Genomic DNA, 16,713 nt, shown 5'->3' on the forward strand with positions numbered 1-16,713 from the left:
TTCTGCGTATGGTGTGTAACGGCTTGGCGTCGGACGCACATCGCACACGGAACTTTCAGGCTCCGGATTCTGCGACGGATTGCGGCTGGGATTTCAACCTGTGTTGAGCTTACCTCGAACATGCGTCCGATTCGGCGGTCAGTGTGTTTTCCCGCTCAATTCGTCGGTTTCGTCAATACGAAACGAGTGTCGTGTCATGAGCCCAGCAGATCGGACACCGCGAGGATCAGCGCCGTGGGCGGCTGCCAGCTGAACACGCCCGCCGGATGCCCGTCCTCGGTCGGGGTGCCGGCGCCGCACATGCCCCGCAGGAACAGGTACAGCACGCCGCCGAGGTGACGCTGTGGGTCGTACCCGGGCTGTCGCCAGCGCAGGAGGCGATGCAAGACAACGCAGTACAGCAGCGCCTGCAGCGGATAGTCCGAGTGCAGCATCGCCTCGGCCATCCTGGCCCTCGTGTAGTCGGCGGAGGTGAGCGGCCGGTCGGGTTCGCCGAGCCAGTTCGTCTTGTAGTCGACCACCAGGTAGCGGTGCTCCCCGCCGTCGGGGATGCGCAGCACCGCGTCCACCGATCCGGTCAGATAGCCCTTGAGCGGCTGCACGGCCAGCGCGCCGGTGGACAGCCGGTCGGCGTAGGAGGCGAGCACGTCGTCGGCCGGGACGTGTGCGGCGAACAGCGCACCGACGTCGGCCAGCGTGATCGCAGCGGGGTCGCCGCGGATGTCGCCGCCGGCGAGCGGGAACTCGAAGTCCAATTCCCGCAACCGGTCCCGCAGACCGATCTGACGCAGTGTGACCCCGGTGGCCAGCGGGCCCAGCGGCGTGTCGTGCAGCGGCAGCAGCGCGGCCGCGAGCTCGCCGGGCGCCACGTCGACCGGCCACCACACGGAGTGCTCGCGGACCTGCTGCTCCAGTTCGGTGGCCAGGTCGGCTGCGAAGGGATCGGCGGTCTCCAGCACCGCATGCACCAGCGTGCCGAACTTCGCGCCCATCGGCAGATCGGCCATCGGCGAGGCGACCGCGGGCACCGGTGGGCCTGCCGGGCCGGGATCGTGCACCGGGACGTCGGCGACCTCGTCGTCGAGTTCGACGACCTCCGGTTCGCTGGACACCCCGGTGGTGTTCTCGGCGGACCGCAGCAGACCCGAGTACGACGTGCGCCGCCACAGGGTGTCGATGTGGCGGTGGAAGTGGCGGACACTGAGATTCGTTGGCGCATCTGGTCGTTCGACTTCCGCAGCCGGGGCGATGGCCGACTCCTCGAGCACCGGGCCGCCGATGTCCGACCACGCCCGCAGTGCCGCCATCGCTTCGGCGTCGTCGACGATCGCCGGGTCGCAGCGACCGGGCACGGTGTTCTCGCCGGGCCGGCGGCCGCGCAGCAGCCGGGACAGTCCGCCGTTGGGCTCGTCCCAAGACGGCGCCCACCACGCCACCACCTGCGACTGCGCCCGGGTGAGTGCGACGTAGGTGCGCCGGACGTCATCGGAGGCCGCCTCCGCCCGCCCCAGCTTGGTCACCTCGGCGCAGTCCGGGCTCGTCTCACCGCCGATGTGCAGGCAGCGCTGCGGGCCGTCATGGAACAGCACCGCCTCGTCGGTCCGGATGTTGCGGGTGAACGCGAACGGCAGATACACCACCGGATACTGCAGGCCCTTACTGGCGAACACGGTCATGATCTGCACCGCTGCGGCATCGCTGTCGAGCCGCCGGCCGCGTTCGCTTGCGCCGCTTCGCTCTTCGCGTTGCGTGCGAAGCCAGTCACGCAGGGCGGGCAGGCCGAAATGCTCGCGGTGGGAGGTCTCGTGCAGCAGCTGGGTGATGTGGGCCAGGTCTGTCATGCGTCGTTCGCCGTCGGTCCAGGCCAGCACCCGACGGCCCATCCCGGCGAGTTGGGCGGCCTCGAACACCGCCGCGATACCCCGCTCCCGGACGTGGTCGGCCCATTCGCGGACCTTGTCGGCGACGCGGTCGGTGAGGGCGTCGCCCTGGGTCGCCAGGTCTTCGGCGGTGTAGCCGAAGAACATCGTGGTGGCCGCGGCCCGGACCAGCCCGCTGCGATGCGGCTGGTCGAACGCCTCCAGCAGACACAGCCAGTCGTCGGCGGCGTCCGACCGGAAGACGTCGGAGTCGCCGGTGTACACCGCGGGGATGCCCGCCGTGGTGAGCGCGTCGAAGCAGCGCCGCCCGTCCTTGTGCACCTCGACGATGACCGCGATGTCGCCGGCCTGGATCGGCCGGCCGTCGTAGGTGGCGCCGCTGTTGAGCAGGGCGCTGATGTCGGCGGCCAGATCGGCCGGGATGTGGTTGCGCAGTTGATCGATCGAGATGGTCTTGTCCTGGCGCGTCCTGATGGTGTCGCGGGACACCACCCGCAGCCGGAACGGGTCGTTGTGCGGGGCGCCCGTGAGCCGGTGTCCCTGATGGGAGGCCGTGACCGGGCGCACCACGATCTCGCTGTTGCCGAGTTCGGCGTCGCGCAGGACGGCCTGCAGGGCGTCGACAAGGACCGCGTCGCTGCGCCAGTTGGTGCCCAGCGTCTGACGTTCCCCGGCGGTGGAGGCCGCGTGCAGGTAGGTGTCGATGTCGCCGCCGCGGAACGCGTAGATGGCCTGCTTCGGGTCCCCGATGAGGATCAGCGTCGAGCGTCCCCCGAACGCGCGGTCGATCACCTGCCACTGCACCGGGTCGGTGTCCTGGAATTCGTCGACCATCACGATCGACCAGCGTCGGTGCATCCGGAGGCGGGCGGGGGAGTCGGCGGATTCGAGCGCGGTGGCGAGGCGGCTCAGCAGGTCGTCGTAGCCGAGGATGCCGCGCCTGCGCTTGCGCTGTTCGAGCGCCGCGCACACCGCTTTCGCGAACTCGACGCGGATCGCGGCTTCAGTGGCCGGCGGCGGATCGATCGGACGGAGTTCGGCGCTCGGATTCGCCACCACGGCGCGCGCGAGTTCGAGTGCGTCGCCGCGGGACATCGGCGGGTCGTTGCGATCCTTCCCGAAGTGGGCGAGGTAGAGGTCGTCGACGATCTCGGTCACCAGGTCATCGAGGCTTTCGGCCAGTGTCACACCGGCATCGGTGTCACCGGCCACCCCGAGCGATTTGAGGACCAGGTGGCAGAACTGGTGCGTGGTGGCGATGGTCGCGGCGTCGAATCCGGCCAGCGCGTCCCGCAGGCGTTGCCGGCGGTCGCGGAGTTCTTCTTCGGTGCCCTCGAGCAGGCGGGCCACCAACTGGTTGTCGCCGACGGTCGACGGGTCGCCGAACGCGACGACGGCGGCGAGGATCTGCCCGCGGACGCGCTCCCGCAGTTCCTGGCTGGCCGCCTTGCTGAACGTGATGAGCAGCATCTGATCGAGTGTCGCCACGCCGTCGGCGAGGTAGCGCGTCACCAGACCGGCGAGCGCGAACGTCTTGCCCGTTCCCGCACTGGCTTCCAGCACCGTGGTGGTGTTCGGCACGGGCAGCGGCCCCAGGAGGTCGAATGTCTTCATGAGTCGTACGACTCCGCCTGCAGCATCGGCGCCCACAGCCGGGTGGCGTAGGCGCCCAGTCGGGTGGTCTCGCCGCCGTGTTCCTCGCCGGGACGTACCGGGTCGAGCAGGACGCCGAGTTTCGAGTACCCCCACACGCGCAGATGTGCGGGTTCCTCGTTCTCACCGGGGAACCTGCCGCTGTTCCATTTGAAGCCCGCCTGGCGTTCGGGTTGGCCACGGGTATGTCGGGCTTCTGCCCACGCGTAGGACGTCTTCAGGGGTAGCGGGATCGGCTCGCGTCGGCCCGCGTCGTAGATCGCCACCAGGTCTTTGACCACGTCGACCGCAGGCACGTGCGGCGCCCCGAGGATCCGCTCACGCGGTGGGCCGCTGCGCTTCGGTCGGCCGATGCACACCGCCGACCACTCCCGCCCGGGGTGGCGGGCACTCAACGCCAGCAACTGGATCCACGACGTCAGTAGATGGCGGCCGTCGAGCTTCGAGTAGGTCACCGAGACCAGCCGGTCACCGTAGACGTGCGGCACCGTGCCGGTGACCCTACGGCCGCCGCCCACGTCGATGTCGACGTCGTGCGCCTGCGGAGTCTGTCGGCGGTGCTGATGAGCCGCGATGGCCAGTGCGGCAGCCTGATCGCGGATCTCCTGGGCCTTGCGCCAGCCGAGTCGGCCCGGCGGCAGCGAACCGCGCCGCCACTCAGCCTGCTGGGCGAGTTCCGGTCGCATCCCCCGCGCCATGTCGTCGAGCATCCGCGCGCCGATCTTCCACTCCTGCAGTGCATCGATCTCGACGGGCATCGCATCGTCGATGGCGTCGACGTCCCACGGCAGCGTGAAGTCCAGGGCCCTGAAGAAGCCCTTCACCGGGTCCCGGAAGAAGCCGATCAGATCGTCGAGTGCGACGTCGTCGGGCGGCGGCGCAGGCAGCGGCGTCCCGAGCAGCGAGGGCCGTTCCGCGCGTTCGCCCGCGGCGACCCGTGCGGCGGTCAGAGCCGTCGAATCGAAGGTGAAGGGTTCAGCCGCGGGCATGTTGAGCATGCCCGGTATGACGTTGCGAATGTCGAACGGCTGCAACGGGTGTTCGGTCAGCACTTGACGGCGGGTGGCGTCCTCGGTGGTGATGTCCAGGGTGTCGAGCAACTCCATCAACGGCACCGCGGGCGGCCGGCGCTGGCCGGAGAACTCGTTGGAGCCGGTGTAGGTGATCACGAGCTTCTCGGTCGCCGCACCGATGGCGTCGAGCAGCAATTGCCGGTCCTCGGAACGAATGTCGCGTTCACCGGTCATCGGATCGCGGGCCAGCGCGTCGTCCCCGTCGACCACGCCGAGGCGCGGGAACACCCCGTCGTCCAGTCCGATCAGGCACACCACCCGGTGTGGCACCGAACGCATCGGCACCATCGTGCAGACCGTCAGGGTGCCGGTGCGGAAGTTCGCCCGCGTCGGCCGGCCCGCGAGGTGCCGGTCCAGCAGTGCCCGGACGTCGGGCAGGCGCAGCACGGTGCCGCTGTGCTCACCCGCGGCGGCGAGGACGTCGGCGAATTCGCGCTCCACCTGGCTGGTCTGCCAGGCGTCGTCATCGGGCACCGCGGTGAGTCCACCGATGCCGTCGGCGAGTGCCTGCAGCCATTGGTCGAGTGGTCGGACGCCGCTGAGGGATTCGACGGTGGCGCTGAGCCGGTCGACGAAGTCGGCGAGCCGGCCCGCCAACTCGACGCGATTGCTGCCGACGTCGTCGAGCGGCAGCGTGTTCTCCAGCCACGCGTGCGAATCGTCCGACATCGCGACCCCGGCCAGCACCCGGTCGATGCCGAATCGCCACGTGTTCTGCACGAAGTCGACGCCGTAGGGCCTGCGGTGCGCCGAGTCGAAGCCCCAGCGGATGTTGGCTTCGCGCACCCAGTTCCCGATGGCGTCGATGTCGTCGTCGCTGAACCCGAACCGCTGCCGCACCGGGGCGGCCTCGGCCAGGTTGAGCACCTCGCTGGCGGTGGCCCGATTGCCGGCCAACGCCAGCACCTGAGCCGCCACGCCGAGCAGCGCGTTCGTCTGGACCAGGGCGCGGTCGGCGAGCCGGACCCGCAGCCGGTGGGCGGGATGGGCACCGTGGACGACGTCGCCGAGGCCGAAGCCCGCGACGATCAGGGGGGCGTAGGCCTCGATGTCGGGGCACATCACGAGGATGTCGCGCGGTTCCAGCGTCGGGTCGTCCGCGAGCAAACCCAACAGCACCTCGCGCAGCACGTCGATCTGCCGCGCCGGGCCGTGGCTGCTGTGCACTTGGACGGAGCGATCGTCGGGGCGCAGGCGCCGCCCGCCCGGGCGGACCGCGTTCGCGGTGATGTCGGACTGCAGCCAGCCGAGCAGCGTGTCGGGGTGGTCCGCCTCGCCGAGATGCTCGTCGGTCCGCGGGTCAACGGGCAGGCTGCGCTGGAGTTCGCGGAGGTCGCGCCCCAGCGTGGACAGCAGCGGGTGGTCGACGACCCGGTGGCTGGTGTCCTCACGGCGGGGGATGGCACCGTGCCGCCCGGCCAGTGCGGTCCACAGTTCGTCGCTGGGGTGCGGCAACCACAGGTGCAGATCGTGATGGGTGGACAGCGCGCTGAGCAGTTCGATCTCGGTGCCGGGCAGCCGGGTGTGGCCGAACAACGACAGCCTCGGCGGCAGATCGGTTGTCGATTCCTGCAGCCGGGCAACTGTTTTCGCGTGCCGGACGTGCGGCGGATCGGCGTCGACCCGGTCGAACAGTGCCCGCCACAGTGCGGGTTGCCACCGCAGATCGTCCTCGACGTTGTCGGTGTCGCCATCGAGCCAGTCGACGAGCAGCTGCGGGCGTTGCCGGGCGTAGGAGGCGAACAGCCCGGCCAGGCGGCGGGCCACCGCATATCTGCGGCCCTGCCGCAGTTCCTTCTCGTCGCCGTCCTCGAAGTGGCCGAGGTGCGTCGCCAGCGTTCGGCACCACGGCTGGTCGAGTGAGCTGTCGATGGCATCGAGCAGGGGCCAGACCATCGCGTCGGGCGCCCAGGGGTCGGTGTGGCGGGTGCCGGTGAGCTCGGCGATCAGCGAGCCCGGGTTGCGGAAGGTGACGCCTGCGCAGATGCCGTCCTGGCCGGCGCCTCGGCCGAGGACGTGGGACAGCCGCTGGCTCAGCCACCGTTCGACGCCCTTGGCAGGGACGATGACCAGTTCCTCGGCGAACGGGTCGGACTGCGGGGTGGCCAGCAGTGTGCCGAGACCGTCGGCGAGCAGGTCGGTGCGCTCAGCGCGGTGGAGATGGAGGGCCATCGCCTGCCCACCCTAGGCGGTCGGTGTGACAGGCAGGCAGACGTTTGCCTGCCCGGTATCGGTGTCATACCTGTGGCTGACCGAAAAGAGGACGTGATGCCGGAAGAGACGACGAGACCGAAGCTGACGACGAAGTTCGACGAAGCGCTCGGCTACGCGAGCAACCTGCACCGCAGACAGGTCCGCAAGGGCGGTGACGTGCCGTACGTCGGCCATCTGCTGTCGGCCGCGGGGCTGGTGATCGAGGCCGGTGGCAGCGAGACCGAGGCCATCGCCGCGCTGCTGCACGACGCCGCCGAGGATCAGGGCGGCGAGGCGACCCTTGCCGAGATCCGCGACCGGTTCGGCGACGAGGTGGCCGACATCGTCGAGGAGTGCAGCGACACCATGGTCGAGCCGAAACCGCCGTGGCGCCAGCGCAAAGAGGACTACATCGCCCACCTCGGCGCGGCGAAGGACGCCACCGTCCTGGTGTCCGTCGCCGACAAGCTGGAGAACGCCCGGGCCATCCTGCGCGACCTGCGCAGGCACGGCCCGGCGCTGTGGAACCGGTTCAGCACCGCCGACCCGCAGGACCACCTCTGGTACTACCGCTCGCTCCTCGAGGTGTACCGCAAGCGCAGCGACAGCTGGCTGGTCGACGAACTCGCGCGAGTGGTGCACGACCTCGGCGAGGAGATCGGCCCGCCCGTCGCGGCGACGGTCTGATCAGAGCCCGATTGGGGTAGTCGACTACCTCAGGCGGCGGCGGCGAGCGGTGGCAGTGTCAGCCAGCGTCAATGTTCCGTCGGTCCGAGGGGTGGACCATGCCGCAACGCCACGCTCCAGAACAGAGTCAGGGTCAACCGCTGAGCCGGTTGTCGTCACCGCTCACCGAGCTCGACGGCCATGCGTCGGTGATCGTGATCGGATCCGGCTATGGCGGCGCCGTCACCGCCAGCCGGCTCGCACGCGCCGGACAGCAGGTCTGGGTGCTGGAGCGCGGCCGCGAGCTGCACCCCGGCGAATTCCCCGACACGCTGCCCGAGGCCATGGCCAACGGTCAGCTCACGATCAACGGCACCCGCATCGGCAGCCCCACCGGCCTGCTGGACATGCGGCAGTACGACGACATCGGCGTTCTCGTCGGGTGCGGTCTGGGCGGGACGTCGCTGATCAACGCGAACGTGTCGCTGCGAGCAGAGCCCGCGGTCTTCGAACAGGACTGCTGGCCAGAAGAACTGCGCAGCGCAGACGCACTCGACGAGGGCTACCGGCTGGCCAGGGCGATGCTGCAGCCGCAGCAGCTGCCGGAGTCCCACCGGGATCTGCCGAAACTGCGGCTGCTCGAGAAGGGATCGGCGGCGCTGCCGTCCGCGCACTTCTCGCTGCCCTTCCTCAACGTCCGCTTCGCCGACGGCCCCAACGCCGCAGGCATCGAACAGCAGAAATGCTCGATGTGCGGCGACTGCGTGTCCGGGTGCAACGTCGGCGCGAAGAACACGGTGCTGATGAACTATCTGCCCGACGCGGTGGCCCATGGCGCGAAGATCTTCACGAAGGTCGCCGTCCACCACCTCAGCCGCGACGGGGACCGCTGGAAGGTCCACTACCGGCCGCAGGACATCGGCCGCGAACTGTTCGACGCGGAGCCGATGACCGTCACCGCCGACATCGTCGTGCTGGCCGCGGGCACCCTCGGCTCCACCGAGATCCTGCTGAGGAGCGACGAGATCGGCCGGTCGGACCGGCTCGGCGAAAGGTTCAGCGGGAACGCCGATGTGCTCGCCTTCTCCTACAACGGTCCCGAGCCGGTCAACGGCATCGGGTGGGGCATCCATGGCGATGACCGTCACCCGGTCGGGCCCTGCATCACCGGCCTGATCGAGGTGCAGGACGGGCCGCTCGACCAGCACATGGTCATCGAGGAGGGCGCCATCCCCGGCGGCCTCGGTGCGCAACTGGCCGCCTTCTTCGGCATCGCGAATCGGCTCGGCGGGGTGGACACCGACCGGCGATGGGTCGACGAGCCGGAGGAGCTGGGCCGAGAGCTGCAGAGCCTGCTCGCCGGGCCGTACCGCGGCGCCCTGAACAACACCATGACGTATCTGGTGATGGCGCACGACGGCGCCGACGGCACGCTGGAACTCGACGACGACGACCGGGTGCGGGTGCGGTGGCCGGAGCTCGACGACAAGAAGGTCTTCGACGTCATCAACGACCGGCTCGAAGCGGTCGCCACGCCACTGCGCGGGACCTACCTCAAGAATCCGCTGCAGTTCGACGAGCAGCGGCAACGGCTCATCACCGTGCACCCGCTGGGTGGCTGCCCGATGGGACAGGACGTCGACACGGGCGTCGTCAACCACAAGGGCCAGGTCTTCGACGGCCGGTCGGCGACATCGGTGCACCCGGGACTCTACGTGGCGGACGGCTCGGTGATTCCCACGTCGCTCGGCGCCAATCCGCTGCTGACCATCACCGCGATCGCCGAACGCAACGTGAACATCCTTGCCGCAGAACGAGGCTGGACCATCGTCTACGAGGGGCAGACACCGGCACTCCCGCAGCGACCCACGACCGTCGGGATCGGCTTCACCGAACGGATGGCCGGCTGGGTGATGACCGGCGACGGGATCCCGAACGACCCCGCCACCGCCGCTGAGCGAGGGAAGGCCGCGCACAGTCCGATGTCGTTCCTCTTCACGATCACCGCCGACGACCTCGACGCGTTCCTGAGGAATCCGTACCGTCGCGCGGAACTGTTCGGGACAGTGGACGTCCCCGCGGTCTCGAGCGATCGACTGCAGGTCAAGGACGGCACCTTCAACCTGCTCGTCCCCAACCCCGACCGTGTCGGCATGGTCAACATGATCTACACCGCCACGCTGGAGGGCACCAAGGAGCAGACGTTCTTCCTCCGCGGCCGCAAGGACATCCGCGACGACCGCGGCCTCGACGTCTGGTCCGACACCACGACGCTCTACGTCGACCTCTACGCCGGGGCCGACGACACCGGTGACCTGCTCGCCCGCGGCGTCCTGACGATCACCCCTGAGGCGTTCGCCAACCAGCTGCGCAGCATGCGGGTCACCGGCACCCACGACGTCAAGGAGATCGTCGCGGCGAAGGCCAGGTTCGGCAGATGCTTCGCGACCGAACTCGCGGGCGTCTACGGCGGTGTCGCGTCGCCGGCGCGGCTGATACGCACCGGCGTCCCGCCCAGGAAGGCGCGCGCGCTGCGCGTGCCGGCGCCGCAACGCCATCCGTTCACCACGCCCGACGGTGTCGACCTGCTGCTGACCCGCTACCACAGCGGCGACAAGGGACCGGTGCTGGTGACGCACGGCCTCGGGGTGTCCAGCACCATCTTCACGATCGACACCATAGACACCAACCTCGTCGAGTACCTGTGCGCCCGCGGCTACGACGTCTGGCTGCTCGACTACCGGTCCAGCATCGACCTCCCGGCCTCCAGGACGGAGTACACCGCCGACGACATCGCGGAACACGACTACCCCGCCGCCGTCGACTACGTACTACGGAACACCAAGGGCAAGAACACCGTTCAGGTGGTGGCGCACTGCTTCGGGTCGACCGCGTTCATGTGCGCCATGCTCGCGGGACTGCAGGACGTCCGCGCCGCGGTGTGCAGTCAGATCGCCACCCACATCGACGCCCCGTTCGTCACCCGGCTCAAGTCTGGGCTGCGGGTGCCGCGGCTGCTCGAGCGGTTCGGCATCGACACGATGACCGCACGCGCGTATGACGACGAGAAGCTGCGGGAGAAGCTGTTCGACCAGGCGCTGAACCTGTGGCCGATGGGTGACGAACGGTGCACCAGCGCGACGTGCCACCGGATCTCGTTCATCTACGCGCTGCTCTACGAGCACGATCAGCTCAACACACTGACCCATCAGGACGGGCTGCCCGAGATGTTCGGCATCACGAGCACATCGGCGCTCGATCACCTGGCGACGATGGTGCGGCACCGGACCGTGGTGGGCGCCGACGGGTCCGACCGCTACATGCCCCACCTGCGCCGGCTCGCGCTGCCCCTGACGTTCATCCACGGGGCGAAGAACGCGTGCTTCAAGCCGAGCAGCACGGAGAAGACCATGCAGGCTCTGACCGAGGCCAACGGTGACGGCTTCTACCGGCGCCACCTGATCCCGGACTACGGCCACATCGACTGCATCTTCGGCAGGAACGCTGCCGCAGACGTGTTCCCGTACATCGTCGGTGGTCTCGAGCCCACCGCGGGAGCGCGATGAACGGGGACTCGCCGCCGCGCTTCGACGCCGTCGTGGTGGGGTCGGGCTTCGGCGGATCGATAGCCGCGCACCGGATGGCCGAAGCCGGTCACTCCGTCATGGTCCTCGAGCGCGGCAGGCACTACCGGCCCGGCCAGTTCCCCCGTGACGTCACCGACATCGATGCGCTGTTCTGGCGACAGCGCCGCCGGAAGCAGGCCACCGGCCTCTACGACCTGCGGTTCTTTTCCGGCGGTGGCTGTGTCGTCGCGGCAGGCGTCGGCGGTGGTTCCCTGGTGTATGCCGGCGTCAACGTGCGCCCGGTGCAGAAGGTGTTCGACGACCCGCGGTGGCCGGCGGGGACCAGCCGTCACAGTCTCGATCCTTACTACGACCGGGTTGCGAAGATGCTCGAGGTGGCGCCGCTACCGGTCGGTGAGCGGGTGCCGAAACGCGAGGTCTTCCGGTACGCCGGGGAACAGATGGGCAGGCCCGTCGTCGATCCCGACGAATCGGTGCGTTGGCCGGCCCGGACAGCGCTACTGGCCTCGCCGCGCCGTCAACCCTGCGTCTACTGCGCCGAATGCGAGTTCGGCTGCCAGGTCGGCGCCAAGCACACGGCCGACAGCACCTACCTCGCCGAGGCGCGCGCCCGTGGCGCCGTGGTGCGGCCGGGGCGCGTGGTCGTCGGACTGCGCGCGGTGACCGACGGCTACGCCGTCACCCATCGCGACGTCGTCACGGGAACCCAAGAGGTCACGGTCGCGCGGCGGGTGGTCCTGGCGGCGGGCACACTGGGCACCACCGAACTGCTGCTGCGGTGCCGTGATGTCGACAAGACGCTGCCGTTGCTCAGTCACGCTCTTGGGCAGGGATTCTCGGCGAACGGTGACTTCCTCGGGTCCATCCACCGGGCCGATGTCGACCTGTCGCCGAACTTCGGCCCGGACGTCACGTCGGTGATGCACTTCTTCGACCAGGCGCCCGAGTTCACCCTGGCGGCACCGACGTTCAACGAGGCCGTGATGAAGGCGCTGGCGAATCTCGGCCAGCCCTCGGCGCGCATCCTGCGGCCGTTCGCGCCGCTGCTGTGGCGACTGCTGCCGTGGGCGGTGCCGCAGATGTTCGCCCACGGCCTACTGTCCAGGCCGCTGAAGTACTTGGCGCCCGGCAGGTTGGACTGGCGCCGGTCGACCAATCTGTTCGGGATCGGCCGCGACAACGCCAACGGCCGGCTGCATCTGACGACGCGCGGTCTCGACATGACGTGGGACTACGGGACCGAGAACGCCGAACTCATCGAACGGCAGCAACAGGCGATGCACAGCCTCACCGACTACTACGGCGGCACCTTCGCACCGCTGATCTTCTGGAATGCGTTCCGCCGCACCGTCACCGTGCACCCGCTCGGCGGCTGCCGGATGTCGGACAGCCCCACCACCGGTGTCGTGAACGCTGCCGGCGAAGTGCACTCCTATCCCGGACTCTTCATCGCCGACGGGTCGGTGGTGCCTGCGTCGATCGGCTTCCATCCGGCCATGACGATATCGGCACTCGCCGAACGCACGTGTGATGCAGCGCTGGCAACGATGTGAGACCGCTGGCCGGCACAATCACCCCTCGCAGCGGCCGGCAGGGCATATCCTGACCGGGCGCGGTACTCGAACTGCCGAGACGACGGGTAACCGAATGACGGCGACTGCGTGCCACAGGTGCGGCACGGAACTTCGAGCGTCGGCTCGCTTCTGCGACGCCTGCGGATCGGCTGTTGCCCGCACGCCGGACGTGGCCGAGTACAAGCACGTGACAGTCCTCTTCCTCGACCTCGTCAGATCGATGCAGATGGCCGACCAGCTCGGCGCCGAGCGGCTGCGTGAAGTCCTGACCCAACTCGTCGACCGGGCCGGGCACGTGGTGCAGCGCTACGGCGGGACGGTCGACAAGTTCACCGGCGACGGTCTGATGGCGCTGTTCGGTGCGCCCATCGCCATGGAGGACCACGCGCTACGGGCGTGCCTGGCCGCCCAGGACATCCAGCGAGCGGCGAGCCGATTGTCCGAGGAGACCGAACAGCGCGACGACGTCCGTCTCCAGATCCGCGTCGGCCTGAACTCCGGACAGGTGATCGCGGGCAGGTTCGGATCGGACCTGCTGACCTATACCGCCGTCGGCCGGCACGTCGGCATGGCTCAGCGGATGGAGGCGGCGGCGCCACCCGGCGGGGTGATGATCAGCGAGTCCACCGCCCGGCTGGTGGAGCACGCGGCGGTGCTCGGTCCACCGGAACTGGTGCACGTCAAGAACGTCGACGAACCGGTGCCGGCACGACGCCTCGACCGCATCGACCCCGACCGCCGACCGACCACCCGGGTGGAGTCGAAGTTCGTCGGCAGGCACTGGGAGGTCGGCGCCATGGACGGCCTGCTCGACCGTGCCGTGCAGGGGCAGGGCAGCGTCGCGTGTGTGGTCGGACCACCGGGAATCGGCAAGAGCAGGCTGGTGCGCGAGGCCGCGGCGTCCGCTGCGGAGCGGGGCGTGGACGTCTTCTGGGGATTCTGCGATTCGCATGCCGGCGATGTCCCGTTCCATCTCGTCACCCGCCTGTTGCGGTCGGCGTTCGCCCTGACCGAACTCGACGATCAGGCGGCCAGGCTGCAACTGCGCGCCCGCGCGCCCGACGCCGACGAGCAGGACCTCCTGCTGTTCGACGATCTGCTCGGAATCGCCGACCCCGCCGTCGAACTGCCCAAGATCGACCCAGGTGCCCGCCGCCGTCGACTCACCGCGCTCGTGAACGCGTCACAACTGAAGCGGTCGCGCCCCGCGGTGTACGTCATCGAGGACGTGCACTGGATCGACGACGTCAGCGATTCGATGCTGGCCGATTTCCTGGCGGTGGTGCCCCGGACGCCCACGCTCGTCCTGGTGACCTACCGGCCGGAGTACCGCGGGCGCATCACTTCGATAGCTGGTGCGCAGATCATCTCCCTTCTACCGCTTCACGATTCGGAGATCTCAGTGCTGATCACGGATCTCCTCGGCGTGGATCCGTCGGTGCAGGGCCTGCAGCGCGCCATCGTCTCGCGCTCCAGCGGCAACCCGTTCTTCGCCCAAGAGATCGTGCGGGACTTCATCGAGCGCGACGTTTTGCACGGTCAGCGCGGGGCGTACCGGTCCGTCGAGGACGCCGCGGAGGTGAGCGTACCGGCCACCCTGCAGACCACCATCGCCGCCAGGATCGACCGCCTGGATCCGGCCGCCAAGCAGACCCTCAGCGCTGCCGCGGTGATCGGATTGCGATTCAGCACACTGCTTCTCGCCGACCTGATCGCCGAGCCGGAGGTGGCCGACCTGTTGTCGGCCGAACTCCTCGAGCAGGTCCAGTTCACGCAACCGGAGGAGTACGTCTTTCACCATCCGCTGATCCGGGCGGTGGCCTACGAGTCGCAGCTGAAGTCCGGTCGCGCCGATCTGCACCGCCGGCTCGCGGCGGCGATCGAGCGCCGCTGGCCGGAGTCGCTGGACAAGAACGCGGCAGTCGTCGCTGAGCATCTCGAGGCGGCGGGTGATCTGCATGCGGCCTACGGCTGGCACATGCGGGCCGGGTGGTGGTCGCTCAACCGGGATATCCTCGCCGCCCGCCTCAGCTGGGAAAGCGCCTGCGCGGCAGCCGATGCGCTGCCGGCCGACGACCCGGCGCGGACGTCGATGCAGATCGCGCCGCGAACCCTGCTGTGTCTGACCGCGTGGCGGGTGCACGTCAGCATCTTCGGCGTCCCGTTCGACGAACTGCGGCAGCTGTGTGAGAAGGACGATGACAAGGCGTCCCTCGCCATGGGCATGGCGGGCCTGGTGATGGAACATGCCAATCGCGCACAGCTGAGGGACGCCTCCGCACTCGTCGCGGAGTACATGGCGGTGATCGACTCGATCGGCGATCCGAACCTAACGGTCGGACTGTCCTTCGCCGCCATCCAGACCAAGGCGGAGACCGACGAGCTGAGCGACCTCATCCGGTGGGCCGACACGGTGATCGACCTCGCCGAAGGCGACCCGACCAGGGGCAACATCGTGATCGGCTCGCCACTCGCCACCGCGATGGCCGCCCGCGGATTCGCCCGGTGGGGCCAGGGGGATCCGCAGTGGCGCGATGATTTCGACCATGCGCTGGAGATCGCGCGGGAAGCCGATGCGCTGTCCCATTCGATCGTCATCGGATACAACTACCTGGCCACCATCGTCGCCGGCGTGCTCCTGCCGACCGACAAGGTGCTCCACGACATCGACGAGGCACTGCAGATCGTGCAGCGCACCGGGGACGACTTCGGCCTGGCGATGGTCAAGTGCTCGCTCGGATTCGCACTGGTCAACCGGGACGACGCCATCGAGCGGCAACGCGGTTTCGAGGTGCTCGGTGACGTCCGGCAGATGTGTGTGGAGGGCAGCTACACCCTCACCGAACTCCCGGTCATCGACGTGTTCCGGGCACGTGAATGGGCCAGGGCCGGCGATGTCGACGGAGCGCTCACCGTGATGCGCGCTGCGTTCGACGACGTGTTCCGGACCGGTGTCGTGGGATGGTGCAATCCCACCACCCGGATCCTGGTCGAGACCCTCGTGTCCCGTGGCACCGAGGCCGACCTCCGGGAGGCGGAGATCGCCGTCGACCGCCTGGAGGCAGGTCCGAGGCACGCCGGGCTGGCAATGCGGCACACCGTCGTGCTGCGGTGTCGTGCGCTGATCGCACGGGCACGCGGCGACGATGCCCGGTACGTCGATCTGCTCGACGGGTACCGCACGGCCGCTGCGGATCACAGGTATCAGGGCCACGCCGCCTGGGCTGCCGCAATGCCGAGCGTCTCCGTCACCAATCGTTGATCACGCCCCGCAGCTCGAGGACGAACAGCACAGCGCCGAGGATGACGGCGACGAGATGCGGCAGCATCACGTGGACGTGGAACCACGGATTCCGTCCGGGGACAGAGAGTCTCGGCGGGGCCGCGCGGTCACGCTGCCCGCTCTTTCGCTGGCGCTCGGAGAGCGACCAGGACCAGTCGATCAGGGGCGAGGAGGTGGTGGTGCCCTCCGGTGTGGCCACGCCGAAGAGTTCGTAGCAGGCAATCTCGATGTCGCGCATGCGCAGGTAGTAGTGCACCTGATGGCTCTTCGTGGAGGCTTCGAGCGCCCAGAACGCCAAGCCGCTGGTCGAGGCGACCAGGAACAGGCCGGCGTGGCCCTGCTGGAACGCCAGTCCCAGGCTGGCAAGGCTCAACGTCACGCCCCAGCCCTTGATCGTCAGCAGCCTCTGGTCGAAACCGTTGACGATCTCGATCAGCTTGCCGTACTCGGAGCGCATGTCGTCACGCAGGCCGGCCGGATCACCCGTGGCGGCCGGCGTGGTCGGAGATTGCGTCATTCCCCGAGCGTCAGCTCCGATGCTGTCCTGGTCACGAGTAGTCGACTACCCGCGCGAGGTGGGGTACTGCGTTACCCGAGATCACCGCGCCGATCCGGGTAGCGTCCGACACAGGGAGGTGATCGGGAGATGTCAGTGACTGATCGTGAAACCACCAGTGCCAATGCGACACCGGAGACCGCGGAGCGTAACGGAACCCCACCGCGTCGGCCAGAGAACCTCGAAGAGCTGGAATTCCAGCCGCGGAGACCGGTGCGGTGGTTCAGCCCCTCGACGCTCGCAAGGTC

General features: G+C 68.9%; 7 protein-coding genes. 4 read left to right on the forward strand and 3 right to left on the reverse strand.

What is annotated here, in order from left to right; translation table 11 throughout:
* Nucleotides 1-194 precede the first annotated feature (194 nt).
* Entirely contained in the window at nt 195-3,494 is a 3,300-nt protein-coding gene (gene recB / locus Q2100_RS02510) for an exodeoxyribonuclease V subunit beta (protein ID WP_302912742.1), read from the reverse strand.
* Nucleotides 3,491-6,778: an exodeoxyribonuclease V subunit gamma gene (recC, locus tag Q2100_RS02515; RefSeq protein WP_302912743.1), complete on the reverse strand. Its 3,288-nt coding sequence runs from the start codon at nt 6,776-6,778 to the stop codon at nt 3,491-3,493. The genes recB and recC overlap by 4 nt, the downstream gene beginning before the upstream one ends.
* Before the next feature lie 96 nt (nt 6,779-6,874).
* Between recC and Q2100_RS02520 the strand changes: the two genes are divergently transcribed.
* The 4 genes from Q2100_RS02520 (at nt 6,875) to Q2100_RS02535 (ending at nt 15,888) form a co-directional block, all read left to right on the forward strand.
* Nucleotides 6,875-7,486, forward strand: coding sequence for an HD domain-containing protein (locus tag Q2100_RS02520; protein ID WP_302912744.1), 612 nt, complete (start codon nt 6,875-6,877; stop codon nt 7,484-7,486).
* A 98-nt stretch (nt 7,487-7,584) separates the two neighbouring features.
* Nucleotides 7,585-11,031, forward strand: coding sequence for an alpha/beta fold hydrolase (locus Q2100_RS02525; RefSeq protein ID WP_302912745.1), 3,447 nt, complete (start codon nt 7,585-7,587; stop codon nt 11,029-11,031).
* Entirely contained in the window at nt 11,028-12,605 is a 1,578-nt protein-coding gene (locus Q2100_RS02530; protein WP_302912746.1) for a GMC oxidoreductase, read from the forward strand. The genes Q2100_RS02525 and Q2100_RS02530 overlap by 4 nt, the downstream gene beginning before the upstream one ends.
* A 94-nt stretch (nt 12,606-12,699) precedes the next feature.
* A complete protein-coding gene (locus Q2100_RS02535; RefSeq protein ID WP_302912747.1) occupies nt 12,700-15,888 on the forward strand; it encodes an ATP-binding protein in 3,189 nt (1,062 codons plus the stop codon).
* Here Q2100_RS02535 and Q2100_RS02540 read toward each other — a convergent pair.
* The gene (locus Q2100_RS02540) at nt 15,875-16,426 is read right to left on the reverse strand and encodes a hypothetical protein (protein WP_302912748.1); all 552 of its coding nucleotides are present in this window, start codon (nt 16,424-16,426) and stop codon (nt 15,875-15,877) included. The genes Q2100_RS02535 and Q2100_RS02540 overlap by 14 nt on opposite strands.
* Nucleotides 16,427-16,713: the final 287 nt, after the last annotated feature.

This window comes from Mycolicibacterium arseniciresistens (genome assembly GCF_030519285.1).
Classification (GTDB): domain Bacteria; phylum Actinomycetota; class Actinomycetes; order Mycobacteriales; family Mycobacteriaceae; genus Mycobacterium; species Mycobacterium arseniciresistens.

Bases quoted from the DNA above. Each gene is read 5' to 3' on its own strand.
- recB (WP_302912742.1), bottom strand. From the start codon at position 3,494: ATGAAGACATTCGACCTCCTGGGGCCGCTGCCCGTGCCGAACACCACC.
- recC (WP_302912743.1), bottom strand. From the start codon at position 6,778: ATGGCCCTCCATCTCCACCGCGCTGAGCGCACCGACCTGCTCGCCGAC.
- Q2100_RS02520 (WP_302912744.1), top strand. From the start codon at position 6,875: ATGCCGGAAGAGACGACGAGACCGAAGCTGACGACGAAGTTCGACGAA.
- Q2100_RS02525 (WP_302912745.1), top strand. From the start codon at position 7,585: ATGCCGCAACGCCACGCTCCAGAACAGAGTCAGGGTCAACCGCTGAGC.
- Q2100_RS02530 (WP_302912746.1), top strand. From the start codon at position 11,028: ATGAACGGGGACTCGCCGCCGCGCTTCGACGCCGTCGTGGTGGGGTCG.
- Q2100_RS02535 (WP_302912747.1), top strand. From the start codon at position 12,700: ATGACGGCGACTGCGTGCCACAGGTGCGGCACGGAACTTCGAGCGTCG.
- Q2100_RS02540 (WP_302912748.1), bottom strand. From the start codon at position 16,426: ATGACGCAATCTCCGACCACGCCGGCCGCCACGGGTGATCCGGCCGGC.